Origin of the sequence: Erwinia sp. (assembly GCF_031978025.1) — a bacterium.
Classification (GTDB): domain Bacteria; phylum Pseudomonadota; class Gammaproteobacteria; order Enterobacterales; family Enterobacteriaceae; genus Erwinia.
The window spans coordinates 1-24,802 of the sequence record NZ_DALZCD010000003.1 but is presented as its reverse complement, the minus strand read 5'-3'; the positions used below and the strand labels follow the sequence as shown (position 1 = coordinate 24,802).

Annotated in this window: 22 protein-coding genes; 10 read left to right on the top strand and 12 right to left on the bottom strand. The window is 55.7% G+C overall.

What is annotated here, in order from left to right; all coding sequences use genetic code 11:
* Nucleotides 1-21: 21 nt before the first annotated feature.
* Nucleotides 22-2,142, bottom strand: coding sequence for an EAL domain-containing protein (locus RTK32_RS00620; protein WP_312041613.1), 2,121 nt, complete (start codon nucleotides 2,140-2,142; stop codon nucleotides 22-24).
* 948 nt (nucleotides 2,143-3,090) lie between these two features.
* Here RTK32_RS00620 and RTK32_RS00615 point away from each other — a divergent pair.
* Nucleotides 3,091-4,410: an MFS transporter gene (locus tag RTK32_RS00615; RefSeq protein ID WP_312041612.1), complete on the top strand. Its 1,320-nt coding sequence runs from the start codon at nucleotides 3,091-3,093 to the stop codon at nucleotides 4,408-4,410.
* A gap of 178 nt (nucleotides 4,411-4,588) precedes the next feature.
* On the opposite strand, the gene exbD is transcribed toward RTK32_RS00615, so the two are convergent.
* Together exbD and exbB are read right to left on the bottom strand one after the other, a co-directional pair.
* Nucleotides 4,589-5,011 carry a TonB system transport protein ExbD gene (exbD, locus tag RTK32_RS00610; RefSeq protein ID WP_312041611.1) on the bottom strand — a complete coding sequence of 141 codons (423 nt, stop codon included), beginning with the start codon at nucleotides 5,009-5,011 and terminating at the stop codon, nucleotides 4,589-4,591.
* A gap of 5 nt (nucleotides 5,012-5,016) precedes the next feature.
* Nucleotides 5,017-5,742, bottom strand: a complete 726-nt coding sequence (exbB, locus tag RTK32_RS00605) for a tol-pal system-associated acyl-CoA thioesterase (protein WP_312041610.1) — start codon at nucleotides 5,740-5,742, stop codon at nucleotides 5,017-5,019.
* 244 nt (nucleotides 5,743-5,986) lie between these two features.
* Here exbB and metC point away from each other — a divergent pair, with 244 nt between their 5' ends.
* Together metC and RTK32_RS00595 are read left to right on the top strand one after the other, a co-directional pair.
* Entirely contained in the window at nucleotides 5,987-7,189 is a 1,203-nt protein-coding gene (gene metC, locus RTK32_RS00600) for a cystathionine beta-lyase (RefSeq protein ID WP_312041609.1), read from the top strand.
* Nucleotides 7,190-7,279: 90 nt separating this feature from the next.
* On the top strand, nucleotides 7,280-7,936 hold the full coding sequence (locus tag RTK32_RS00595) for a DedA family protein (protein ID WP_312041608.1): 657 nt from the start codon (nucleotides 7,280-7,282) through the stop codon (nucleotides 7,934-7,936).
* Between the two features lie 51 nt (nucleotides 7,937-7,987).
* Here the strand turns inward: RTK32_RS00595 and RTK32_RS00590 are convergent, their stop codons facing one another.
* Nucleotides 7,988-8,881 carry an AraC family transcriptional regulator gene (locus RTK32_RS00590; protein ID WP_312041607.1) on the bottom strand — a complete coding sequence of 298 codons (894 nt, stop codon included), beginning with the start codon at nucleotides 8,879-8,881 and terminating at the stop codon, nucleotides 7,988-7,990.
* Nucleotides 8,882-9,151: 270 nt separating this feature from the next.
* Between RTK32_RS00590 and dkgA the strand changes: the two genes are divergently transcribed.
* A complete protein-coding gene (dkgA, locus tag RTK32_RS00585) occupies nucleotides 9,152-9,976 on the top strand; it encodes a 2,5-didehydrogluconate reductase DkgA (RefSeq protein WP_312041606.1) in 825 nt (274 codons plus the stop codon).
* Between the two features lie 910 nt (nucleotides 9,977-10,886).
* The gene (locus RTK32_RS00580; RefSeq protein WP_312041605.1) at nucleotides 10,887-11,159 is read left to right on the top strand and encodes a DUF1471 domain-containing protein; all 273 of its coding nucleotides are present in this window, start codon (nucleotides 10,887-10,889) and stop codon (nucleotides 11,157-11,159) included.
* A 118-nt stretch (nucleotides 11,160-11,277) separates the two neighbouring features.
* Here RTK32_RS00580 and ftsP read toward each other — a convergent pair whose 3' ends face one another.
* From ftsP to parC, 3 genes are all read right to left on the bottom strand, one after another.
* Nucleotides 11,278-12,693, bottom strand: coding sequence for a cell division protein FtsP (ftsP, locus tag RTK32_RS00575; protein ID WP_312041604.1), 1,416 nt, complete (start codon nucleotides 12,691-12,693; stop codon nucleotides 11,278-11,280).
* Nucleotides 12,694-12,781: 88 nt separating this feature from the next.
* On the bottom strand, nucleotides 12,782-13,519 hold the full coding sequence (locus RTK32_RS00570) for a 1-acylglycerol-3-phosphate O-acyltransferase (protein ID WP_312041603.1): 738 nt from the start codon (nucleotides 13,517-13,519) through the stop codon (nucleotides 12,782-12,784).
* 135 nt (nucleotides 13,520-13,654) lie between these two features.
* Nucleotides 13,655-15,928 carry a DNA topoisomerase IV subunit A gene (gene parC / locus RTK32_RS00565; protein WP_312041602.1) on the bottom strand — a complete coding sequence of 758 codons (2,274 nt, stop codon included), beginning with the start codon at nucleotides 15,926-15,928 and terminating at the stop codon, nucleotides 13,655-13,657.
* A 228-nt stretch (nucleotides 15,929-16,156) separates the two neighbouring features.
* Here parC and RTK32_RS00560 point away from each other — a divergent pair, with 228 nt between their 5' ends.
* Nucleotides 16,157-16,735, top strand: coding sequence for an NAD(P)H-dependent oxidoreductase (locus tag RTK32_RS00560; protein ID WP_312041601.1), 579 nt, complete (start codon nucleotides 16,157-16,159; stop codon nucleotides 16,733-16,735).
* Nucleotides 16,736-16,767: 32 nt separating this feature from the next.
* Nucleotides 16,768-17,073 carry an antibiotic biosynthesis monooxygenase gene (locus RTK32_RS00555; protein WP_312041600.1) on the top strand — a complete coding sequence of 102 codons (306 nt, stop codon included), beginning with the start codon at nucleotides 16,768-16,770 and terminating at the stop codon, nucleotides 17,071-17,073.
* A gap of 324 nt (nucleotides 17,074-17,397) precedes the next feature.
* On the opposite strand, the gene parE is transcribed toward RTK32_RS00555, so the two are convergent.
* Genes parE through nudF form a run of 5 tightly spaced genes read right to left on the bottom strand, consistent with a single transcriptional unit; the run spans nucleotide 17,398 to nucleotide 21,839 of the window.
* Nucleotides 17,398-19,293 carry a DNA topoisomerase IV subunit B gene (parE, locus tag RTK32_RS00550; RefSeq protein ID WP_312041599.1) on the bottom strand — a complete coding sequence of 632 codons (1,896 nt, stop codon included), beginning with the start codon at nucleotides 19,291-19,293 and terminating at the stop codon, nucleotides 17,398-17,400.
* Between the two features lie 46 nt (nucleotides 19,294-19,339).
* A complete protein-coding gene (gene yqiA, locus RTK32_RS00545) occupies nucleotides 19,340-19,918 on the bottom strand; it encodes an esterase YqiA (protein WP_312041598.1) in 579 nt (192 codons plus the stop codon).
* A 1-nt stretch (nucleotide 19,919) separates the two neighbouring features.
* A complete protein-coding gene (gene cpdA / locus RTK32_RS00540; RefSeq protein WP_312041597.1) occupies nucleotides 19,920-20,744 on the bottom strand; it encodes a 3',5'-cyclic-AMP phosphodiesterase in 825 nt (274 codons plus the stop codon).
* 37 nt (nucleotides 20,745-20,781) lie between these two features.
* Nucleotides 20,782-21,207 (bottom strand): DUF1249 family protein, encoded by a 426-nt coding sequence (locus tag RTK32_RS00535; protein ID WP_312041596.1) that lies wholly within the window; start codon nucleotides 21,205-21,207, stop codon nucleotides 20,782-20,784.
* Complete coding sequence (gene nudF, locus RTK32_RS00530; RefSeq protein WP_312041595.1) at nucleotides 21,204-21,839, bottom strand: ADP-ribose diphosphatase; 636 nt, start codon at nucleotides 21,837-21,839, stop codon at nucleotides 21,204-21,206. The genes RTK32_RS00535 and nudF overlap by 4 nt, the downstream gene beginning before the upstream one ends.
* Before the next feature lie 214 nt (nucleotides 21,840-22,053).
* Between nudF and tolC the strand changes: the two genes are divergently transcribed.
* The 3 genes from tolC to RTK32_RS00515 form a co-directional block, all read left to right on the top strand.
* Nucleotides 22,054-23,538, top strand: coding sequence for an outer membrane channel protein TolC (gene tolC / locus RTK32_RS00525; RefSeq protein ID WP_312041594.1), 1,485 nt, complete (start codon nucleotides 22,054-22,056; stop codon nucleotides 23,536-23,538).
* A 144-nt stretch (nucleotides 23,539-23,682) separates the two neighbouring features.
* Nucleotides 23,683-24,351 (top strand): DUF1190 family protein, encoded by a 669-nt coding sequence (locus RTK32_RS00520; protein ID WP_312041593.1) that lies wholly within the window; start codon nucleotides 23,683-23,685, stop codon nucleotides 24,349-24,351.
* On the top strand, nucleotides 24,352-24,802 hold a 451-nt coding region (locus tag RTK32_RS00515; protein ID WP_312041592.1), incomplete at its 3' end, for a glutathionylspermidine synthase family protein. It lies immediately after the preceding gene.

Below are 24,802 nucleotides of genomic sequence, written 5' to 3'. Positions count from 1 at the left end.
ATTATAGTTATCCGGGCGCGATTAAACAGCTTTAGACATTTCGATCTTCTCCTGCACTCTTTTCAGACGATTGGACTCGTGGTCTCCCGCATAAAGTTTCAGGTGCGGTACCTGCTCGGCGGGCACCGGTTTGCCCAGCAGATAGCCCTGTAGCGAATCACAGCCCAGGCTGGTAAGAAACGCCTGCTGCTCTTCTGTTTCCACGCCTTCCGCCACCACTTTCAGCTTCAGCGTTTGTGCTAACGCTACGATGGCGGTGACGATAGTGGCATCTTCGCTCTGTGCATGCAGTTCATTAACAAAGGCGCGGTCGATTTTCAGTTCGCTGGCGGGCAGGCGTTTCAGGTAAAGCAGGCTGGAATAACCGGTGCCGAAATCATCAATCGAGGCTTTGACGCCCAGCTTAGTCAGTTCGGTTAAGATACGTACGCTTTCATCAGGATCGCGCATGGCGGTAGTTTCCGTCACTTCCAGCGTCAGCAGCTCCGGCAAAATTTGATGTTTTTGCAGCGCGTTAATCACCGTTTGCACCAGTCCGGGCTGCTCAAACTGCAACGAGGAAAGGTTGACCGCTATCGACCATTGAGTATTGCCCATCCGGTGCCAGACGCTCAGCTGGCGGCAGGCTTCGTTAATAACCCAGTTGCCAATACTGACGATGAGCCCGGTTTTTTCCGCCAGCGGCAGAAAGATGTCAGGGGAAAGCAGTCCACGCTGCGGATGCTGCCAGCGGATAAGGGCTTCAAACCCGACAATAGGGCCCTGCGGTGCGCAAAATTTTGGCTGATAGAAAAGGCGCAGCTCGTCGTGCTCTTGCGCCTGCCAGAGATCGTTAATCAGCTGCAGCTGGTTTTGCGCGATGGTATTCATCGACGGCTGGAAGAAATTGTAACCATTACGGCCGTTGTTTTTGGTGTGGTACATGGCGGCATCGGCATTAAACATCAGCTCCCGCTCGTCGTTGCCGTCGCCCGGATAGACCGCTATCCCGACGCTCAGTGAAATCATCAGCTCGTAACGCGAAATTAAGAAAGGCTCATCAATAGCCTTAACCAGCATATCGGCCATGGCCGCGGCGTCGTTCGGCTCGCTGATCTCCACCAGCAGCACAAGCTCATCACCGCCCAGCCGCGCCAGAGTGTGATGCCCTTTCAGCAGGCTTTTCATGCGTTCGGTGACCGCCACCAGCAAATTATCGCCGAGGTGATGACCAAACGCGTCGTTAACGGCTTTGAAGCCGTCCAGATCCATAAACATCAGGGCAAAAGCAGTATTTTCCCGTACGGCTTTGCTTAGTGCCTGATCCAGACGATCTTCCAACAGGATACGATTGGGTAGCCGCGTCAGATTATCGTGCAGGGCCAGCTGGGCCAGTTCGCGGTTAGCTTCCGCCAGCGAAGAAGCCAGTACCGACGTTCTGGCCTGCAGACGGGCATCCAGCGTGGAAACCACCAGCGTGATGCCCAAAATAGAGAGCGTGACCACCACCACCAGCATTGCCAGCCAGCTGCTGTTTACCCCCATCTGCGTGGCGTGGCTCCCTATCGGAAAGCTGGCCGCTGCCATGCCGCTGTAGTGCATCCCGGCGATGGCGGCGCCCATAATCAGCGCCGCACCGGCACGAAGCAGCGCCAGATGCCCTTCGCCCTGACGCAGTTTGAATGCGAGCCACAGCGCGGCCATAGAAGCGCCCAGCGCAATCGCGACCGATACCGCAATCAAGCGCCAGTCCCAGACGATACCGGGTTCAAACATCAGTGCAGCCATGCCGATATAGTGCATTGCCACCACGCCGCTGGCCATTACCAGCGCGCCCACCATCAGACGGGCAAAACCCAGTTCACCGTAGCAAACAATCCAGAGCGCAAAAATCGACGCGACGAGGGCCACAAACATAGAGATCAGCGTCAGCAACGGATCGTAACTCATCACCATCGCCAGGTTCATCGCCAACATGCCGATAAAATGCATGGACCAGATGCCGATGCCCATCGCAAAGCCGCCACCGACCAGCCAGACGCGGGCCGCTTTTCCCGTAGAGGTTGCCACCCTGCCCGCCATATCCAACGCGGTATAGGAGGCCAGGAAGGCAACAAATATGGAGACAATAACCAGCAGCTGGTCGTAGGAGCTCATAAGCATATGTAAATCTCTGAGGCAAAAGCCAGTTACTGGCACCGGATAAAGGAATAAAGCGAATAAATCGATTTCAACAATTACGATATCGGCTTAAGAGGGGGCAACTTTATCCCTGCGAGGACAAAGCGATCCCGCCCGCCGGCGATGTCGGGCTCCCCGCGTTATTTTCATATCATTCAACGGGTTTATTAACTATTTTTTTGCTTAACGACCTTAACATCCGACCTTTTTTTTGCCCAGCAAAACGCCCGGACATTGCTGATTAATATCTATCAGCTGCATGCCGGTCGCTTAAAAGCGTGGGACGCCTGCCCGCCTGTTGATAAGACAAATTTCCCTTTAGGCCTTAGCGTCTGTTTTTGGTCATTAAGCCTGCCAGGATTGACTCTGTCTGGCTCAGGGCTTGTTAAGATGCCGCGTTCCGTTATTCCTGCTGCGTGCCCGATTTTGCATCACGGCCACTTTTTCGGGTAAAAGCTGGCTAAAAAAGCCTTCCCCCTGAAATTATAGTTAAGTTATTTTTATTAAATTGATCTTTTTTGTTCCTGAGCGGGCTTGGTTTCTGAGGTGACCTTTACCTACATTATCTTCACATTATTAATACCGTGTCGGACCTGTCCCGCGCAACCTGGCGCAAAGCAGCGTTCATGGTCCGCTTCCCGCTCGACGGCCAACCCATGATTGCCGCCTGTCTGCTCCACACTCTTACCCTGCGGCACCGCTACCAACCTTGCAGGCCCCCGCCTGCGGGCAGCCAGCAGGCTGCACGAGAGTCGGTTGAACGGGCAAAAAGGGAGCTGCCAGTCACCCTGCCCTGGCACGGTGCATTGTTAACTATTTGTTACTAAAGTGTTTATACACCCTTCTTCAACAGTGAGGCATATCACATTAATGCACGCGTGACCGCGATAAAAGATAAGAAAAACTGAAAGGACACTGAAAGGACAAGGTATGAATTCTGTTTCTTCTGTCGGGAAAAAGCCGCAGGGCAGCGCCCGCACTATCTTTAATGTGACCAGCGGCAACTTTCTGGAGATGTACGATTTTATGGTGTTTGGCTACTACGCCACCGCCATCGCTAAAACCTTTTTTCCCGGTGACGATCCTTTCGCCTCGCTAATGCTAACGTTGATGACGTTCGGAGCAGGGTTCCTGATGAGGCCGCTGGGCGCGATTATTCTTGGCTCCTATATTGACCATCACGGACGGCGTAAAGGGCTGCTGCTGACGCTGGGTCTGATGGCGATAGGTACCTTAACCATCGCTGTGGTGCCGGGTTATAACACCCTGGGTGCAGCGGCACCGATTCTGATCCTGTTGGGACGGTTGCTTCAGGGGTTCTCGGCGGGCGTAGAGCTGGGCGGCGTGTCGGTCTACCTCAGTGAAATCGCCCCGAGAAATCGTAAAGGCTTCTTTGTCAGCTGGCAGTCAGGTAGTCAGCAGGTTGCGGTGATTTTCGCTGCGCTGTTGGGCCTGGGGCTGAACCATTTGCTGGCGAAAGACCAGGTAACCGATTGGGGCTGGCGCATTCCCTTTTTCGTCGGCTGCCTGATTGTGCCTTTCCTGTTCTGGGTAAGAAGAATGCTGGAAGAAACCGAAGCCTTCAGCCAGCGCAAGGTGCATCCCTCCATGCGTCAGATTGTGCGGGGCGTCGCCAGTAACTGGGCATTAGTGCTGGCCGGCATGCTGATGGTGGTCACCACCACCGTCATGTTTTATATGATCACGGCATTTACCCCGACCTTCGGTAAAACGGTGCTGATGATGAGCGATAAGCAAAGCTTTTTGGTGACGCTGTTTGTCGGCCTGTCGAATCTGATTTGGCTGCCGATTATGGGCGCCGTCTCCGACCGCTACGGTCGCCGTCCGCTCTTGATCCTGTTTACCTTACTTATGATCGCTACGGCCTGGCCGGTGCTGCACTGGCTGGTTGGCTCGCCAACCTTCTCGCATCTGCTGGAGGCGGAACTTTGGCTGTCGTTCCTCTACGCCAGCTATAACGGTGCGATGGTGGTCTATCTGGCAGAAGTGATGCCTGCAGAGGTACGCGCAACCGGATTTTCCCTGGCTTACAGTCTCGCTACCGCACTGTTTGGCGGCTTTACGCCCGCCATGTCCAGCTATCTGATCCACGTGACCGGTGATAAAGCGATGCCCGGCGTCTGGCTGACTTTCGCCGCCGTTTGCGGCCTGCTCGGCACGCTGCTGATCAAACGGCTTGTTCAGCAGTATAAGACCCGTCAGACCAGCGAGCCTGTGGCACAGCTGTAGCGCCCGTGGCGCATTATCACACCTGGCGCGGTTAGCAGGCCCGTAGCGCCATAGGTGTGCTAATGCCGCCATTAGCGTTATTAGTGTGCCCGCGGCGTCATTATTGCGGCTGACAGCCTGTTTTTAAGCAAAAAAAATCCGCAACGGCCGTTGCGGATTGCTTGTTTTCTAATGCCGTCTATTTGGCGACGGTTTCCATTCCCATCAGCCCAATCTTCAGATAGCCCGCCTGGCGCAGCTTGTCCATCACGCCCATCAGCGTTTCATAATCCACCGATTTGTCCGCCTGGAAGAAGATGGTGGTGTCTTTATTGCCCTGCGTCTGACTTTGCAGCGCTGCCAGCAGGGTTTCCTGCGTGACCTTCTCGTTACCGATAAACAGCTGTTTATCCGCTTTGATCGAGAGGTAGACCGGTTTTTCCGGACGTGGCTGAGGCGCGCTGGTCGAGGCCGGCAGGTTAACGCGAACGTCAACGGTAGCCAGCGGCGCGGCGACCATAAAGATAATCAGCAGCACCAGCATCACGTCGATAAAAGGCGTCACGTTGATTTCATGCATTTCGCCGTTGCTGTCAACATCGTCATTTAATCGCATGGCCATGGTGCTTATCCTACCCGCAGTTTCTGCGTGGCGTGCTGTGGGGCACTGGCAGCCAGGTCCAGATCGCGGCTTTGCAGCAGCATAATCTGTGCGGCGACGTCGCCCAGCGTGGCTTTATAACTGGCAATGGTCCGGGCGAAGACGTTATAGATAACGACGGCAGGGATGGCGGCAAACAGGCCGACAGCGGTCGCCAGCAGCGCTTCTGCAATGCCCGGTGCGACCACCGCAAGGTTCGTGGTTTGCGTCTGGGCAATGCCGATGAAGCTGTTCATGATGCCCCACACGGTGCCGAAAAGCCCGACAAACGGCGCGATAGCACCGATAGTAGCCAGGAAACCATTGCCGCGGCCGGCATGGCGGCTAAAGAAGGCGACACGGCGTTCCAGACGGAACGAGGTGCGTTCTTTGATCCCGTCGTTATCGGCAGAAGGTCCGGAAAGCGCCAGCTCATTTTCGGCTTCTTTCAGCAGCTGCGTGGTCAGGCTCTGGGCTTTAAACCTGGCGCTGATGTCGCTCGCCTCCTGCAAAGACCCCACGCCAGCCAGCGCCTTCTGCTCCTGCTTCAGGCGCCGTTTTGCCGAACTGAGTTCCGCGCTTTTACTGAAAAAAATAGCCCATGTAACGACCGACGCCAGCAGCAAACCGATCATGACTACCTTTACCACGATGTCCGCATGGTGATACATGCCCCAGACGGAGAGATCCGTCTGCATTAAATCATTCGTCACGCTGTCTCTCCAACGTCAGTTACCGATAGCGAAAATACAGGGTGGATCATACCAAATCGAACCCGAATTGATAGTAGTTATCATTACTATTTACCCTTAACGCCCGCCTTTTTACACTTTCCCCCCCTGTTCCCCCTGCATGTCCAGGGTTTTTCCTGAAACTTTGTCACGTAGCGGGCTGGCGAATTTCGCCGTGCCGCCAGCCGTGTTAACGTTAAGCGAGATCCTTAAACCGAGCAGACCGATGACCAGTAAACATATTGAAACGACCTTAATCAGCGCCGGCCGCCGCAAACGTTATACCCAGGGTTCCGTTAACAGCGTTATCCAGCGTGCCTCCTCGCTGGTATTTGACAGCGTCGCCGAGAAAAAACGCGCCACGGCCGGACGAGCGGAAGGCGAACTGTTTTATGGTCGTCGCGGGACGCTGACTCACTTTTCGCTTCAGGAAGCGATGACCGAGCTGGAAGGCGGCGCGGGATGCGTACTTTACCCCTGTGGCGCAGCGGCAGTAGCCAATGCCATTCTCGCTTTCGTTTCCGCCGGTGATAACGTACTGATGGCCGGCTCTGTCTACGAACCTACCCAGGATTTTTGCAGTAAAATTCTCAGCAAAATGAACGTGAGTACCACCTGGTTCAGCCACACTGCCGGAGCGGAAATCGGTGAGTGGGTGAAGCCGGAAACGCGGGTCGTTTTCCTGGAGTCACCCGCTTCCATTACCATGGAGGTACAGGACATTCCGGCTATCGTGGCAGCCATACGGGCGAAAGCGCCGGACGCGGTCATTATGATCGATAACACCTGGGCGGCGGGCATTCTGTTTCGCGCGCTGGATTTCGGCATCGATATTTCCATTCAGGCCGGAACCAAGTATCTGATTGGCCATTCCGACGCGATGATCGGCACCGCCGTTGCCAATGAACGCTGCTGGGCACAGCTGCGTGAGAACTCCTATCTGATGGGGCAAATGGTGGATGCGGACACCGCGTATATGGCCAGCCGTGGCCTGCGCACGTTGGCGGTCCGTCTGCGGCAGCACGAGGAAAGCGCGCTGCGAGTGGCGAGCTGGCTGGCCGAACGCCCCGACGTGGCCAGGGTCAACCATCCGGCACTGCCGCAGTGCAAAGGCCATGACTTTTGGCGACGTGATTTTACCGGCAGCAGCGGCCTGTTCTCCTTTGTGCTGAAAGCGCGGCTGAGCGATCGGCAGCTGGCGGATTTTCTCGATCATTTTGAACATTTCAGTATGGCCTACTCCTGGGGCGGCTTTGAATCGCTTATTTTAGCCAACCAGCCGGACGAGCTGGCCGCTATCCGACCGGCCGGCGGCGTTGACTTCAGCGGCACGCTGGTTCGGCTACATATCGGGCTGGAAAACGTGGAGGATTTGCTGGCGGATTTAGCGGCTGGTTTCGCCCGGATAGCGGAATCTTCGGAAAATTAAACAAAAAGACAATAGCTCAGGCCGGCATAACGCTGCGACGAGCCATTTACGAGTACACTAGTGCTATTGATGCAGCAAACAGGATAAAAAATGGCGGTACTCCATGAGATTGTACAGGCGCTTTGGCATCAGGATTTCGCTGCCCTGGCCAATCCCGATGTCATCTGGATCGTTTACGGAATTATGTTTCTCACGCTGCTACTGGAAAATGGTTTGCTGCCGGCCGCTTTTCTGCCCGGTGACAGCCTGCTGCTGCTCGCAGGTGCCATGATTGCCAAAGGCGTGATGGGGTTTATTCCCACCGTCGCCATCCTGACGCTGGCGGCCAGTCTGGGCTGTTGGCTGAGCTACCTGCAGGGCCGCTGGTTAGGCAATACGCGGATGGTCAAAGGCTGGCTGATGCACCTGCCCGCACAGTACCATCAGCGCGCCTGGAGCCTGTTTCACCGACACGGGCTGATGGCGCTGTTGATTGGTCGCTTTCTGGCTTTCGTGCGGACGCTGTTGCCAACGATGGCGGGCATTTCCGGCCTGACGCAAACGCGTTTCCAGTTTTTTAACTGGCTCAGCGGCCTGCTGTGGGTGGGTATTCTGGTGTCATTAGGTTATGCGATAAGCCAGGTGCCCTTTATCAAACGCCATGAGGATCAGGTCATGTCCGTGCTGATGATCCTGCCGCTGGCGCTGCTTTGCATCGGCCTGGTGGGCAGCCTTGCCCTGCTCTTTAAGCGTAAAAAAGCGTCTTAGGGCCGCGCAGCCCACGCTTATCCGCCGTCTGAGGGTCGCCTGGCGACCCTTTCACACCATCTGACGCATTCTGCCGATCTCTTCTCCCGGCGTGACGCCAAAGTAGCGCTTAAACTCGCGCGAAAATTGCGAGGCGCTTTCATACCCTACCCGCATTGCCGCCGCGCTGGCCTTCAGACCTTCATGCAGCATAAGCATCCGTGCCTGATGCAGACGATAACTTTTCAGATACTGCAAAGGCGACGTGCTGGTGACGGCTTTAAAGTTGTGGTGAAAGGCGGAAACGCTCATATTCACTTCCGCCGCCAGCCTTTCCACGCTCAGGTTGTCGGTATAGTGATGCTCGATCCGCCGTAGCGCCCGCGCAATCTGGCTGAACTGCGTGTGGCGGCTGACCAGCGCCATTAGCGCACCGCCGCATGGCCCCATCAATACGTGATAGAGGATTTCGCGCACGATTTGCGGGCCAAGCACGCGCGCATCGCGTGGATCCGCCATTGCATCCAGCAAGCGTTCCGCCGCACACAGCATGGGTTCAGTCAGCGGCGAAGAGTGAATACCCCTCGTCTGGGGCTGCGGCTGGAAACTGTCGTCATCGCCGATATCGATCAGCAGATCCTGCAGCTTGACCGGATCAACGTTAAGCAACATGCCCGCCAACGGCGCTTCCGGCGTGGCAAACGTCTCGCACTCTACCGCCAGCGGCACCGTCAGCATCAGGTATTCCGTAGCGTCGTAATGAAAAACGTGATGACCCAGATAGCCGGTTTTTCGTCCCTGAAACAGGATAACAATACCGGAAGAGTAGAGCACCGGCGTGCGGCCGCTGGGCTGGCTGGCGTGGAAAAGCCGGATATCGGGCAGCAGCGTCTGCACATCCGTTTTGGCATCGATCAGTTGCACCACCTGGTGGGCAAGCCGGGCACACAGCGTATTGCGATCCATGATGTTTACCTGAAAAAAAGCCGAGCTGGCATCATGCCGAAGCCTGCCGCAATCGTCCAGTTTCCTGGAGAAACAGGCAAGAAGAAAGCAGAAACGGGCAGTGCGCCTCAGGCCCGGCCCGGCTAACGTTTATGCGGCCGGGTGACTCAATCATCCGAATTGCGCGAAGGGTTAATAATTTCAACTAAACTAAGTCCAGTAGTCTCAACCAGACTTAGAGTTACTTCCCGACGCAGAGGCGTCGGCACAATAGCTGCAAAGGAGAGAACAATGGCAGAGCAACCCATAATCAAGCTTCACGACGGCAATATGATGCCCCAGCTCGGCCTGGGCGTCTGGCAGGCAAGCATTGACGAAGCGCGGCAGGCTGCGCTGAAAGCGCTCGAGGTGGGCTACCGCTCTATCGATACCGCTGCCATCTATAAAAATGAAGAAGGCATCGGTCAGGCGCTACAGGAAAGCCCGGTTGCGCGTGAAGATATCTTTGTGACAACCAAGTTGTGGAATGACGATCAGCTGAATGCGCCGCAGGCGCTGGAAACCAGCCTGAAGAAACTGCAGCTGGAAAGCGTCGATCTCTATCTGATGCACTGGCCATGCCCGGCGAAGGATAATTACGTTGACGCCTGGAAAGCCATGATTGAGCTGCAAAAGCAGGGGCTGACCAAAAGCATCGGCGTCTGTAATTTCCAGGAAGCGCACCTGAAGCGCCTGATGGATGAAACGGGCGTGCGTCCGGTCATCAACCAGATCGAGCTGCATCCTATGCTGCAACAGCGCACGCTACACGCCTGGAATGCTATGCATCAGATTCAGACCGAATCCTGGAGCCCGCTGGCGCAGGGCGGTAAAGGCGTGTTTGATCAGGCGGTGATTAAAACGCTGGCGAAAAAGTATGGCAAAACGCCTGCACAGGTTGTCATTCGCTGGCACCTGGACAGCGGCCTGGTGGTGATCCCGAAATCGGTCACGCCTTCCCGTATTGAAGAGAACTTCAAGGTGTTCGATTTCCGCCTGGAAAAAGCGGAGATCAGCGAAATTGCCGCGCTGGATGCCGGTAACCGTCTGGGCCCTAACCCTGACGAGCTGAACTAAGTGCCTGGCCGCCCGTCCGTCAGGAGGGGTGGCCACCTTCTTACTCCGCCTTCACAAAGGCATAAACGCGCATCACGTTTAATATGAACTTCACCTGCCACGTTCATGCTTATCTGGCCCGCCTTCCTGTTAATGTAGATATCACCCGCCTTTCGGTTAATGCGTATCTTGCCCGTCTGCGCGTTAATGTAGGCATCACTCGCCGTTCCGTTAATGCATACCATGCCCGCCTGCGCGTTAATGTAGGTATCACTCGCCTTCGGTTAATGCGTACCTTGTCCGTCTGCGCGTTAATGTAGCTATCACTCGCCTTTCGGTTAATGCGTACCTTGCCCGCCTGCGCGTTAATGTAGCTATCACTCGCCTTTCGGTTAATGCGTACCTTGCCCGCCTGCGCGTTAATGTAGATATTACTTGCCGTTCCGTTAATGCGTACTTTGCCCGTCTGCGCGTTAATGTAGATATCCCTAGCCTTGCGTTTGATGCGTACCTTACGCGTCCCTCTTAATGTATATATTTCCCGTTTTAAGGTAAACCTCCCCCCGTCTCGCGGTTAATTTATCCGTTGCCTTAATGTAAACATTACTTTGTTAGTGTGTAAGTCGCCCTGCCACTATAAACAACAGATAAACCACCTGCATAATTCCTTCTCTGCAATGTTAATAATAACAATTAATAAAGTGAATAAATAAATATTAATGATCCGTCTGAAAATGAGCAAATACAGCAGGGTAAAGTAAAATTGCTAATAAATCTTTGCACTGATTTTAAAAAATAGCGCATTCACCGTTTTCATAATAGGTTTCGCTAATCAAAACGGACTTTATCATTATTAAGAGCCGCATCACATAATAAATAAAATCAGTATACTGGCGCTGTTAATATGACTAATTAGCACTAATGGAGAAACATGATGAAAAAAATTATTTCGGCCGCCCTGCTGTTACTGATGACGGGTTCCGCTTTTGCAGCACAGATTGTGCCCCGTAACGAGCTGGGCAATTATGTCAAAAAAGAGCGCGTTTCTGTTTCTAACGTGATGGGAGGTAAATCAAAAGCGCTTGAGGCGCTACGTGCGGAAGTGGATAAAAAAGGCGGCAATTATATGTATATTACATCGCTGGGTCGCCCTGGTGACTCCAGTCACTGGCGCGGTACGGCTATCGTATTAGAAAAGAAATAAGCTCGCGTTAGTTCCTGTTCTGAGCCCTCCACAGTTTTTGTTTTGGTCGGGCACGCGCATTGTTTTCATCCTTCTGATACTTCGCTGGTTGGCCGTTTTGGTCAACCAGCGCTTTACGTTATAGTGCTGGCTGCACCTGAAGCTGTCCTGCCGTCCCGCGATCTGCCATTTCCAGCGTCTGGCTGTAGTAGACAAACGGAAAGTGGTCAGAAGAGGCCTGCGTAAACGAGACAAACAGCTCCACGCTGCCATCGACCCAGACCGTATCCTTCCAGCCGCGATCTTCCGCCATTGGCTGCGCGCCGTTAACGTTTTTAATCAAAAACATAACGCCCTGAATATGAAATGCCTGCGGCAGATCCGCGTGGATAATCCAGCGTTCAAAACTACCCTGCTGTGCCTGAACATCAATACGACCCAAATCCCATAGCGCACCGTTGATACCCGGATCAGGATCGCCGAGACGGAATTCTCGCGTACGGCTGACGCCGCCTTCGATCACCTGATCGGCCAGCAGACGCATCGGTAGCGTGTCGGTCACCAGCGGCAGTAGGCCGGTCGGACGCAGCGTCAATATCAGCGTTGAGGTCAGGATACTGGACGGTTCGAACAGCCCGCGCAGCCTGTCGACAATGCCTGCCGCCTGGCCCGCCGTGATCGACACCTCATCGCCCTGGCTCATGTCCACCAGGATTTCCCGGCGCTCGCCCGGGGCCAGCGAAAGCTGCTGTACCGCTACGGGCGCGGGCAGAAATCCCTGATCGCTGGCGATCACGTTAAAAGGCCGTTTATCGCTCATGGCAAGCTGGTATCGACGCGAGTTGGAGGCATTGAGCAACCGCAGCCGAACCCAGCCGCGCGAGACTTCCACATAGGGATTCTGCGTACCGTTCACCAGCAACGTATCGCCCACAAAGCCGCCGCTGGCAGGCGGACTGTAGTCTGGCGCGCCGAAGTTATCGATACGCTTGTCCTGAATAATCAGCGGAAAATCATCCACGCCGTAGTGGTTCGGCAACGGCAGCTTTTTACTGACCTCGTCCTCCACCAGCCACATGCCCGCCAGGCCGTTATAGACGTGTTCAGCCATATGTGCAGGCGTGTTGGCATGATACCAACAGGTCGCAGCGGCCTGACGCACCGGTATCACCGGCGCCCAGTCAACACCCGGCGACATCATGCGCGCCGCGCCGCCGGCCAGCGCGCCCGGTACCTGCAGCCCGCTAACGGTCATGGCGACCGCCTCGTTCAGCCGGTTGCTGTAGATAAGCTTGACGTCATCTCCGCTCCAGACCCTGACCGTAGGCCCCAGATAGAGGCCGTTAAAGCCCCATACCTGAGCCTTGCTGCCGCTGGTAAAAGACCAGTGACTGCGTTGCAGCGTCAAAAAGATAGGCTGTCCGCGACGGGACTCAATGAGCGGCGGCACCGGCAAAGGATTACCCGGCCCTGCGGCGTATACGCGTGCAGGCAGCGCACTGGCGCACAGCGCTATGCCCGATGCCTGAATAAACTGACGTCGACTGAAGGACATAAAAACTCCGTAACCCAAAATGCGGCCCGGCGGGCCGCTATCCATTTTTTATGATTGTTTGCCGTGTGCCGACCACGAGGCGATCGGTTTACTTTTCGCCTGCGGCTTCCCGCGCGGCAACTTCCGCGTTGAGTTGCGCCAGCTTCTCCGTCATCAGTTCGCGACAATGGGTCGCCAGCTTGCGTACGGATTGATCGGCGAAGGCCGAGGTATCGATCGGCGGCAGCATCTCAATGATAACCAGACCATTGTGCAGACGGTTCAGCTTGATTTTATCGTGCGTATTGCTGACCACGATAGGAATAATCGGTACGCCTGCAGCCATAGCCGCATGAAACGCGCCGGTTTTAAACGGCAGCAGCCCGCGACCACGGCTGCGCGTGCCTTCCGGGAACATCCAGAAAGAGATCTTCTTCTTCTTAAATTCGTCGACCAGCTGGTTAATGGTACCGTGCGCTTTGTTGCGGTTGTCACGATCGATCAGCAGGTTGCCGGTCAGCCAGTAGAGCAGGCCAAAGAAAGGCACCCAGAGCAGCGTTTTCTTGCCTACCGTGACGGTGGACGGCTGCACGATTTTTGCCGCCGTGATCATATCGTAATTGTTCTGATGGTTTGCGATGTAGATCGCATTAGGATAGTTATCCGAGCCGGCGGGCTTGCGAATCTCCACCTTCAGACCAAACAGCGGCGACAGGCGCCCGAACAGATGGCCGAAAGTCGCCACGTGGCGGGGATTACGGGGACTGAACAAACACCAGATGCAGCCGAATACGCACACCAGGATTGAATAAACGATCGTCACAACGATCCGTAAAATTGACAGCATCACATCCTCATTATTGCCGGGCCGGAGACGCCTTTTAACCGGCGCTCCGGCGTTACGCCATATCGGGCGCGCCGGGTGAAGTATATCCTGAAATCAGCAGGCTATGCTGCTTTTCACCGGGCAGCGCGTCCCGATTTACTCTTCGCTTTCGCTGGCTTCAGGCCGTACGGGCGCATCAACCTCTACCCGGTCGATACGCTGCAGGCCGCGAGGCAGCAGCGTGCCGCGTCGGCCGCGCTCGGCGCGGAATTTCTGTAAATCTTCCGGCCGCAGCGTCAGCTTGCGTTTCCCGACGTGCAGCGTGATAGCCGTTTGCGGCGTCAACAGCAGCAGCCACGCCAGTTTGTCGTCGCCAGCGGCCGCTTCTGCCGAAGGAATCGACACAATCTTGTTGCCCTTGCCTTTGGACAGCTGTGGCAGATCGGCCACCGGGAACATCAGCATTCGGCCTGCGGCGGTGATAGCCAGCAGCATATCGTCCTCGTGATAAATCGCCTGCGGCGTCATCACTTTGGCGTTCTGCGGCAGCGTCAGCAGCGCTTTACCAGCACGGTTGCGGGAGACCAGATCGCTGAAGGTGCAGACGAAGCCGTAACCGGCATCCGACGCCAGCAGCAGCTTGCGATCGTCCGCCTCCATCAGGACCTGCTCCATGATCGCACCCGGCGGCAGCGTCAGCTTGCCGGTAAGCGGCTCGCCCTGTCCTCGTGCCGAAGGCAGCGTCACCGGATCGAGCGTATAGCTGCGGCCAGTAGAGTCGATAAACGCCACCGGCTGGTTGCTCTTGCCGCGTGCTGAAGCCCGATAGCTGTCGCCCGCTTTATAGCTCAGGCCACCCGGGTCGATATCGTGCCCTTTGGCGCTGCGCACCCATCCCATCTGCGACAGCACAATGGTCACCGGTTCGGACGGCACCAGATCGTTTTCGCTGATCGCTTTGGCTTCTTCGCGCTCGCGCAGCGGCGAACGGCGATCGTCACCATAGGCTTCGCTGTCGGCCTGCAGCTCTTTTTTCAACAGCGTATTCATTTTGCGTTCAGAAGCCAGAATGCCCTGCAAACGGTCGCGCTCTTTTCCCAGTTCGTCCTGCTCGCCGCGAATTTTCATCTCTTCCAGTTTGGCAAGATGACGTAGCTTCAGTTCCAGGATGGCTTCCGCCTGGGTTTCGCTGATACCGAAGCGCGAAACCAGCACCTGCTTCGGCTCATCTTCGCTGCGGATGACGTGAATGACCTCATCGATATTGAGAAAGGCGACCAGCAAGCCTTCCAGAATATGCAGGCGCTTCAGCACCTTTTCCAGACGGAAATTCAGGCGGCGACGCACGGTGTCGCGTCGATAAACCAGCCACTCGCTGATGATTTCAAGCAGGTTTTTCACCGCCGGGCGATTATCCAGCCCGATCATATTCAGGTTGATGCGGTAGCTTTTTTCCAAATCGGTGGTGGCGAACAGATGGTTCATTACCTGTTCCATATCCACCCGGTTAGAGCGCGGCACAATCACCAGGCGCGTCGGGCTTTCGTGATCGGACTCATCGCGCAGATCTTCTACCATCGGCAGCTTTTTATTGCGCATCTGCGCGGCTATCTGTTCCAGCACGCGCGCACCAGAAACCTGATGAGGCAGCGCGGTGATGACCACGTCGCCCTCTTCTTTCTTCCATACCGCACGCATCCGTACGGAGCCACGGCCGTTCTGATAAATTTTGCGGATCTCGGCGCGCGGCGTGATGATCTCTGCTTCGGTCGGGTAGTCCGGTCCCTGCACGATGTCCAGCAGCTCATCCAGCGTGGTTTTTGGCGAATCGATCAGCTTGATGGCCGCATTGGCTACTTCGCGCAGGTTGTGCGGCGGAATATCCGTCGCCATCCCTACCGCAATCCCTGTGGTCCCGTTAAGCAGAATATTGGGCAGGCGCGCAGGCAGCATCGCCGGCTCCTGCAGGGTGCCATCAAAGTTAGGCACGTAGTCCACGGTGCCCTGGCCCAGCTCCCCTAACAGCAGCTCGGCATATTTTGACAGGCGCGACTCGGTATAACGCATTGCCGCGAAAGATTTCGGATCGTCCGGCGCCCCCCAGTTACCCTGCCCATCAACCAACGGATAGCGGTAGGAGAAAGGCTGCGCCATCAGCACCATCGCTTCGTAGCAGGCACTGTCGCCGTGCGGATGGTATTTACCCAGCACATCACCCACGGTACGGGCGGATTTTTTAAATTTGGCGCTGTTATTCAGGCCCAGTTCCGACATCGCGTAGACGATTCGGCGCTGCACCGGCTTCAGGCCATCGCCGATATACGGAAGCGCACGATCCATGATGACGTACATGGAATAGTTGAGATAGGCCTCTTCCGTAAACTTATGCAGAGCGCGACGCTCTGCCCCATCCTGAGTCAAATCGCTCATTACTTTTTGTTCCTCACATCATGGCGTCACGGGCACGCCACATCGGGGCCGTTTGGCGCGAATAGTACCTTATACGGGCCGCTTCTGTCACAGATAACCGTGAGGGTAAACCCTTTCCTGCGCCGCAGGATTATTGCTTACAGAGCAAAAGTATTGTGATCTATTACTTATTTTTAACCCCCCGGTTCGCGCGTAAACTGACCCCAGTTTTGAATACTGGAGAAGAAGATGCGCATTTTTATTATTGACGCCGGAAAAACTTTTGCCCATTCCAAAGGCGAGCTGAACCATACGCTGACCGACGTAGCCGCGACTTACCTGCGCGATGCCGGTCATCAGGTTGACGTTACCGTGGTGGATGACGGCTACGTGGTTGCCGATGAGATTCAAAAATATCTGGCTGCCGATACGGTCATTTACCAGATGCCGGGCTGGTGGATGGGCGAACCGTGGATTCTGAAAAAATATATCGATGAAGTCTTCACCGAAGGTCACGGCATGCTTTACGCCAGCGATGGCCGCACCCGTTCCGACGCCTCGCAAAAGTATGGTTCCGGCGGGCTGATTCAGGGCAAAAAATATATGCTTTCCCTGACGTGGAACGCGCCGCTGGAAGCCTTTACCGATCCGAAGCAGTTCTTTGAAGGCGTCGGGGTGGATGGCCTTTACCTGCACTTCCATAAGGCGAATCAGTTCCTTGGCATGGAGGCGCTGCCCACCTTTATCTGTAACGATGTTATTAAGCAGCCGGATGTGCCACGCGATATTGAGCGTTATCGGACACATCTGGGTCAGATCTTTGCTTAACTGTTAAGACTGCCACCCTAAAAGGAAAGACCATGATCACCGTGATTGCTGAAATTTGTGTCAGGCCTGGCCGCCGTAGTACGGTCATGCAGGCGATTGAACAGGTCATCCCAACGGTGTTAGAGGAAGAAGGCTGCGGAAGCTATCAAATGTTGGTGGACCACCAGGCGCAGGTGCCGTGGAAGCAGAACTCGCCCGATTCCGTGTTTATGGTTGAACAGTGGGATTCTCTGCGACATCTGGAGCAGCATCAGCAGGCCGTGCATATGGAACAGCATCGCGGCCGTATTAAAGATGACGTACTGGACGTGAAAATTTTCGTCCTGGAACCGGTGTAAGGCGTGGTCAGGGGCGAACCGGGTTCGCCCTTTTTTATGACTCAAAACCATCATGATAGTCACGCCACCCGGCGGCGGCTGGGCTGGCTCCAGCACTTTTCACTGGCGCATCCGGGCGGCACGCGCCTTTGCCTTTCTTTAGCCAGCCATCAGTGAGAAAAATTATTTTTGATACGGATATGGGCGTGGATGACGCTTTCGCGCTGGCCTGCGCGGCAAGGTCGCTACGGCCTTTCGACAGCGGCTCTGGTCACACAGATTGAAAAGCGGGCAGGAGAAGTCCCGAAGCGCTGCATCGGCGCTTCGGGGTTTGACGGGGAAGGATTAAACTTCGATTTCCGCCGTATGGCCTTTTTCCTGCAGCCAGTTGCGGCGATCTTCCGAGCGTTTCTTCGCCAGCAGCATATCCATCACCGCCAGCGTCTGCTCTACGTCGTCGTCATCGATGGTGAGCTGCACCAGGCGACGGGTGTTAGGATCCAGCGTGGTTTCGCGCAGCTGGAGCGGGTTCATCTCGCCCAGCCCTTTAAAGCGCTGTACGCCAGGCTTGCCTTTCTTACGCTTCAGCTGATCCAGGATACCTTCTTTTTCTGCTTCATCCAGCGCGTAGTAAACCTCTTTGCCCAAATCGATGCGGTAAAGTGGCGGCATCGCCACATAGACGTGACCGTTTCTTACCAACGTGCGGAAATGCTTAACGAAAAGCGCGCAGAGCAGCGTGGCGATATGCAGGCCGTCGGAGTCCGCATCGGCCAGGATGCAGACTTTGCCGTAACGCAGCTGGCTCATATCTTCGCTGTCCGGATCGATGCCGATAGCGACAGAAATATCGTGTACTTCCTGTGACGCCAGCACCTCGTCCGAAGAGACTTCCCAGGTGTTAAGGATCTTACCTTTCAGCGGCATGATCGCCTGAAACTCACGATCGCGCGCCTGCTTGGCCGAACCGCCTGCGGAATCCCCTTCCACCAGGAAGAGCTCCGTACGGTTTAAGTCCTGAGCGCTACAGTCTGCCAGCTTACCGGGCAGCGCCGGCCCACTGGTCAGTTTTTTGCGCACGACTTTTTTCGCCGCACGCATCCGGCGCTGGGCGCTGGAAATCGCCAGCTCGGCCAGCATTTCCGCAGCCTGAATGTTCTGGTTCAGCCACAGGCTGAAGGCATCTTTCACCACACCAGACACGAACGCCGCGCACTGGCGGGAAGAGAGACGCTCTTTGGTCTGACCGGCAAACTGCGGATCCTGCATTTTCACCGACAGCACGTAGGCACAGCGATCCCAGATATCCTCCGCCGACAGTTTTACGCCGCGCGGCAGAATATTGCGGTATTCGCAGAACTCACGCATTGCATCCAGCAGGCCCTGACGCAGCCCGTTGACGTGCGTACCGCCCTGCATGGTTGGGATCAGGTTAACGTAGCTTTCCGTCAGCAGCTCACCGCCTTCCGGCAACCACAGTAGCGCCCAATCCACCGCTTCGATATCCCCCGCGAACGAGCCGACAAAAGGGGTTTCTGGCAGCGTCGGCAGGCCGTTAACCGCTTCCGCCAGATAATCCGTCAGGCCGTCAGCGTAGCACCAGCTCTGCTCGGTGTTATTCACTTTATCTTTAAAGACGATTTCCACGCCCGGACAAAGCACCGCCTTCGCCTTCAGCAGATGGCTCAGGCGCGACACCGAAAAGCGTGGGCTGTCGAAGAACGACGCGTCCGGCCAGAAGCGCACACGCGTGCCGGTATTGCGTTTGCCCACCGTACCGGTGACGTGCAGATCCTGCACCTTGTCACCGTTTTCAAACGCCATTTCGTAGACTTCGGCGTTGCGACGTACGGTAACTTCCACCCGCGTCGATAGCGCGTTCACTACCGAGATCCCCACGCCGTGCAGGCCACCGGAAAACTGATAGTTTTTGTTAGAAAATTTGCCGCCCGCATGGAGACGACAGAAGATCAGTTCAACGGCCGGCACGCCTTCTTCGGGATGGATATCGACCGGCATACCGCGGCCGTCGTCAATCACTTCCAGCGACTGATCGGCGTGCAGGATCACTTCGACGCGTTTGGCATGGCCCGCCAGCGCTTCGTCCACGCTGTTATCGATCACTTCCTGCCCTAAATGGTTAGGACGTGACGTATCGGTATACATGCCCGGACGGCGACGAACGGGTTCAAGGCCGCTGAGTACCTCAATGGAATCAGCGTTATAGCTGGACTGAGTCATTGTATCAATCTTGATGGCTGTAAATGAGTGAGCTCCACGTCCCGCTTCAGGCAGCAAGGCCTAAAAAGTCGAGGATCGGGGAGAAATGGCGTTCGAATCCGATAAAAGCATGATTTCCGCCCTCTTCAACCGCCTGACGGCAGGCGCTGTAGTAGCCTACAGCCTGGCGGTAATCGAGCACTTCATCGCCCGTTTGCTGGAGCAACCAGAGCAAATCCGGCGACTCTAACGGGTCAATCTGCATCACTTTCAGATCGTAAATGTGGCGTGACTCTAACACATATTGCTGGCCGGTGTATGGGTTCTGATTCAGACCCAAATAGTCTGCCAGCAGCTCAAAAGGCCGCACGGCAGGATTGACCACAACCGCAGGCAGCATAAAACATTGCGAGAGCCAGGTGGCATAGTAGCCGCCCAGCGAAGACCCAACGATCCCCACCGCTTCGCCCGACAGGCCCATGATCAGGTTTTCCAACATCAGCGCCGCGTCTGCCGGAAAAGGCGGCAGCTGCGGCACGATAACCTGGATCGCCGGATGATGAACAGCCAGCCATTGCCGGAACTGTGTCGCCTTGGCCGACTGGGGCGAACTGTTAAAACCGTGCAGGTAGAGCAGCGTGGCCATCTCAGTATCCTTCAGAATCGGGATCGGGGCTGAAAGCGCGCGTCGTCAGGCGCTCAACGCGGGTTTCCACCAGGCCATCCGCATGCAGATCCAGCCAACGCCAGCCCGGCGCTTCGGAGTCGATAGTAAAATTGGTACAGTGGGGTCGAAACTGCACGCAGGTAGAAGGCGTAGCCAGCAGGCGGCGGGCGTTCCAGTCCAGATCCAGATCCTGATGAATATGCCCACAGAGCAGCGTTTTTGCCAGTGGGTATCGCTGCAGCACGGCTTCCAGCATGTGCGCATTGCGCAGACTGTGCTGATCGAGCCAGGTGCAGCCGGAAGGCAGCGGGTGATGATGCAGCAGCACCAGCGTGTGGCGTTCTGGCGCCTTCGCCAGCGCTTTCTCCAGCCACTCCAACTGATAGTCGCTCAGTTCACCGTGCGGCACGCCAAAAACCTGACTATCCAGCAGAACGATCTGCCACTGGTCGCCCAGCAGCACGTGCTTCTCGTTGGCAATTTGCGCTTCCGCCAGCGTATTGAACATCGCCGGCTGAAAATCGTGGTTGCCCGGCAGCCAGACGCACGGTGCGGGCAGACGCGCGATGCCCTCAGCAAAGTGCTGATAGGCTTCAACGCTGTGATCCTGGGCCAAATCGCCGGTCGCGACGATCAGATCAAACGGCTCTTCACAGGCGGAAATGGCCTGCAGCACCGCATCGAAGCTGGCCCAGGTATTCACGCCCAGCAGCGTTTCATGTTTACCGGCGAAAAGATGGGTGTCCGTTATCTGCAGTACCCTTGCCCGACCGTTCGCCACAGGAAGTTTTAACAGGCTATCCAATCACAATCCTTAGGGTTAATGCCGTCGCGGCAGAGACTCACCACACCGGAACGGCCATTGCGCCATGCGCTAAACAGTAGCGCAGCCAGTCTGCAAGAAACTGGTTTATCTGATGCTTTTCATCACGCTGATGCAGTTTTTTATTCGGATAATCATAGCGCGCTTTAAAGCGATAGATCTGCTGTGTTGAACACACTTCCGCCACCATTGCATCATGGTATAGCCGTACGGACATGGCGGGCAGACTCCAGTAGCTGACGGCGGGTGCGGTCTGTTTGATTTCCACCAGCGTAGTGTAACGCGTTGATTCCTGGATAGTCACCGTATAACTTGCCCCGTTGACCTGCCAGGTGACTGACTCGCCTGCCCGATCGTCTTTCGGCAGCAGCCGACGCAACTGCGCGAAATTGGTTTCGCAAAGTCGCATCATTTCAGGGAAATCAGGCACATAGCGCTTTATCATTCGGTTTTCCACTCGTCTCTTAGTTTTTCATGATGCAGCGCCAGCCATTGCAAAGCGATGACGGAAGCCGCGTTGTCTATTTTCCCCTCTTCCACCCAGCGGTAAGCCTGTTCGCGGCTGACCACATGCACAAGAATATCCTCATTCTCTTCCTCCAGACCGTGGTTTCCCTGCGCCACGCTGGCATCCACTTCACCCACCAGGATCTGCAGCCGCTCGCTGGTGCCGCCGGGGCTCGCCAGATAGCTGAGTACCGGCTTCACTCGAGCGGGGACGATCCCGGCTTCTTCTACCGCTTCGCGTCGCACCACATCTTCTGGCGTTTCGCCTGGCTCTATCATACCGGCTACCAATTCTAACAGCCAGGGCGTCGGGCTGCTGTCAAAAGCGGGAATACGAATTTGTTCAATCAGCACCACCCGATCGCTCACCGGATCGTAGGGCAGCAGGACGGCGGCATGGCCACGTTCAAAAACTTCTCTGGTGATCTCTTCGCTCATCCCACCGTTAAACAGGCGGTGACGAAAGCGGTAACGGTTGAGTGAAAAAAAACCGTTATAACACGTCTCACGTGCAATAATTTCTACATCGTTTTTCGTGAAAGTCACCGGGTATTTTTTGTCGCTGCTCACGGTTTGTGCTCCTGTGGTCGTGGTGGCGAAAGCGGGAAAAGAGTGCCGAAATCCGCTGAAAGTGTAGTGCTTAATGATTAATTTGAGTAAATTGTGGCAACATGGCACTTTCAGCCAACTTATCTTTTTCCTTTACTCTGGTAGAATCGGCGATAATTTTTTTGGCTTACGACAGCGCTACCATAGCAATATTGCTGCATAACAAGGAATGCAAATGAAGAAACTGCTCCCTTTACTTATCGGCCTGGGCCTGGGCGGCTTCAGCGTCGCCAGCCAGGCTGAAAATCTGCTGCAAATCTATCAGCAGGCCCGGTTATCTAACCCCGATCTTCGCAGTTCTGCAGCCGATCGCGATGCCGCGTTTGAGAAAATCAACGAAGCACGCAGCCCTTTACTGCCTCAGTTAGGTTTAGGCGCTGACTATACCTACAGCAACGGCTATCGTGACAGCAGCGGCCTGCACAGCAACACCACCAGCGGCACGCTGCAATTAACGCAGACCCTTTTCGATATGTCGAAATGGCGCGCGTTAACGCTGCAGGAAAAAACGGCAGGCGTACAGGACGTCACCTACCAGGTCGCGCAGCAGAATCTGATTCTTAACACCGCTACCGCTTATTTTAACGTATTGAACGCTATCGACACGCTTTCTTATACCGAAGCGCAGAAACAGTCGATTTATCGTCAGCTGGATCAAACCACGCAGCGTTTTAACGTGGGTCTGGTGGCCATTACCGATGTGCAAAACGCGCGGGCACAGTACGACAGCGTACTGGCCAACGAAGTCACGGCCCGCAACAACCTGGATAACAATCTGGAAACGCTGCGTCAGGTCACGGGCAACTACTACCTGAGCCTGGCTTCGCTGAACGTGGACAGCTTCCAGACGGAAAAACCGCAGCCGGTCAATGCGCTGCTGAAAGAAGCCGAGAGCCGTAACCTTAGCCTGCTTTCTGCTCGTCTGAATCAGGATCTGGCGCGCGAGCAGATCCGCCTGTCGGAAACCGGCCATATGCCTACGCTGGATCTGACGGCGCAAAGTGGTTTGTCGAACAGCAAATATGGCGGCAGCCGTGCCAACAGCGCGGCCTACCGGGACAGCATCAGCGGCAACAACCAGGTTGGCCTGAGCTTTACCCTGCCGCTTTATAGCGGTGGCTCGGTGACGTCGCAGGTGAAACAGTCGCAATACGCTTATGTTGCGGCCAGCGAGCAGTTGGAAAGCTCACACCGTACCGCGGTACAAACCGTGCGCTCATCCTTTAACAACGTGAATGCATCCATCAGCAGCATCAATGCTTACAAGCAGGCCGTCGTGTCGGCACAAAGCTCGCTGGATGCAATGGAAGCAGGTTATCAGGTAGGTACTCGCACCATCGTTGACGTGCTGGATGCCACCACCACGTTATATAACGCCAAACAACAGCTTTCCAACGCGCGTTACAGCTATATGATCAATGAGCTAAATATTAAATCGGCTCTGGGTACGCTGAACGAACAGGACCTGCAGATGCTGAACAGTCGTCTGGGTAAAGAGGTTCCGACTTCACCTGAAGCGGTCGCTCCGGAAAACACCCAACAGGATGCGGCGGCAAACGGTGCACAGACAGCGGCCTCGCCTGCCGTGCAGCGTGCGGCGGCTCCGGCGGCGGCGCATGCTTCCGCACCCGCTCACAGTGGCAATCCTTTCCGCCACTAAGCATTTGGGGGCAGCCAGGCTGCCCCCTTTTATTTTCAAACGTATAGCTAAGTAAAGATCCCCTTCCCATCGCCGCTCATTGCTTCATTTTCCACCGCTGTTCCCCTATCCTAAGGAGTACCTTTGGGATCAGGACAGAACGTTATGAAACGGACAAAAACAATTAATCATGCCTCCTTTCGCAAAAGCTGGAGCGCACGTCATCTCACTCCGGTAGCGCTGGCGGTTACCGCGGTCTTCATACTGGCCGGTTGTGAAAAATCGGACGAAACCGTCTCGCTTTATCAAAACGCGGACGACTGCTCCACCGCTAACCCCGGAAAAAGTGAACAGTGCACCACGGCCTACAACAACGCCAAAAAAGAGGCGGAAAAAACCGCGCCGAAATACGCCAGCCGTGAAGACTGCGTGGCGGAGTTCGGTGAAGGCCAGTGTCAACAGGCACCGAAGCAGGCTGGCGTGGGCACTACCAACGCCGAGTCTCAGCAGAGCGGCAGTTTCTGGATGCCGCTGATGGCCGGTTATATGATGGGCCGTCTGATGGGCGGCGGCGCAGGTTTTGCCCAACAGCCGCTGTTTACCTCGCGTTCACCCAACAGCCTGGCCAGAGGCCAGTTTGTTGACGCGAGCGGCAAAAGCTTTGGCGCCGCTACGCCGGGCCGCACAATGAACGTGCCGAAAACCGCGCTGGCGCCAAAACCGGCGACCACCAGCACCGTGACGCGCGGCGGCTTTGGCGAAAGCGTGGCGAAACAGTCTACTCAGCAGCGCAACAGCGCTACGTCCGGCTCCAGCCGGTCTTTCGGAGGTTAAGTGCAGCGTCTGGCTATTGCAGAACGTCCTGACTGGCGTGAAAAAGCGACCGAATATGGCTTTCGCTTCCATACCATGCACGGCGAGCCTTACTGGTGTGAGGAGGCTTATTATCAGTTCACGCTGGCGCAAATTGAGAAGCTGGAGTCGGTCACCGCCGAGCTGCATCAGATGTGCCTCCAGGTGGTGGACAAAGTGGTCAACAGCGAGGCGCTGCTGGCGAAATTCCGTATTCCAAAACATACCTGGGATTTTGTACGCACCTCCTGGAAGACCAGCCAGCCTTCGCTCTACTCCCGACTGGATCTGGCCTGGGATGGCCGAACCGACGCTAAGCTGCTGGAGAATAATGCCGATACGCCAACCTCGCTGTATGAAGCGGCTTTCTTCCAGTGGATCTGGCTGGAGGACCAGCTCCGCGCGGGCAAGCTGCCAGCCAATAGCGATCAGT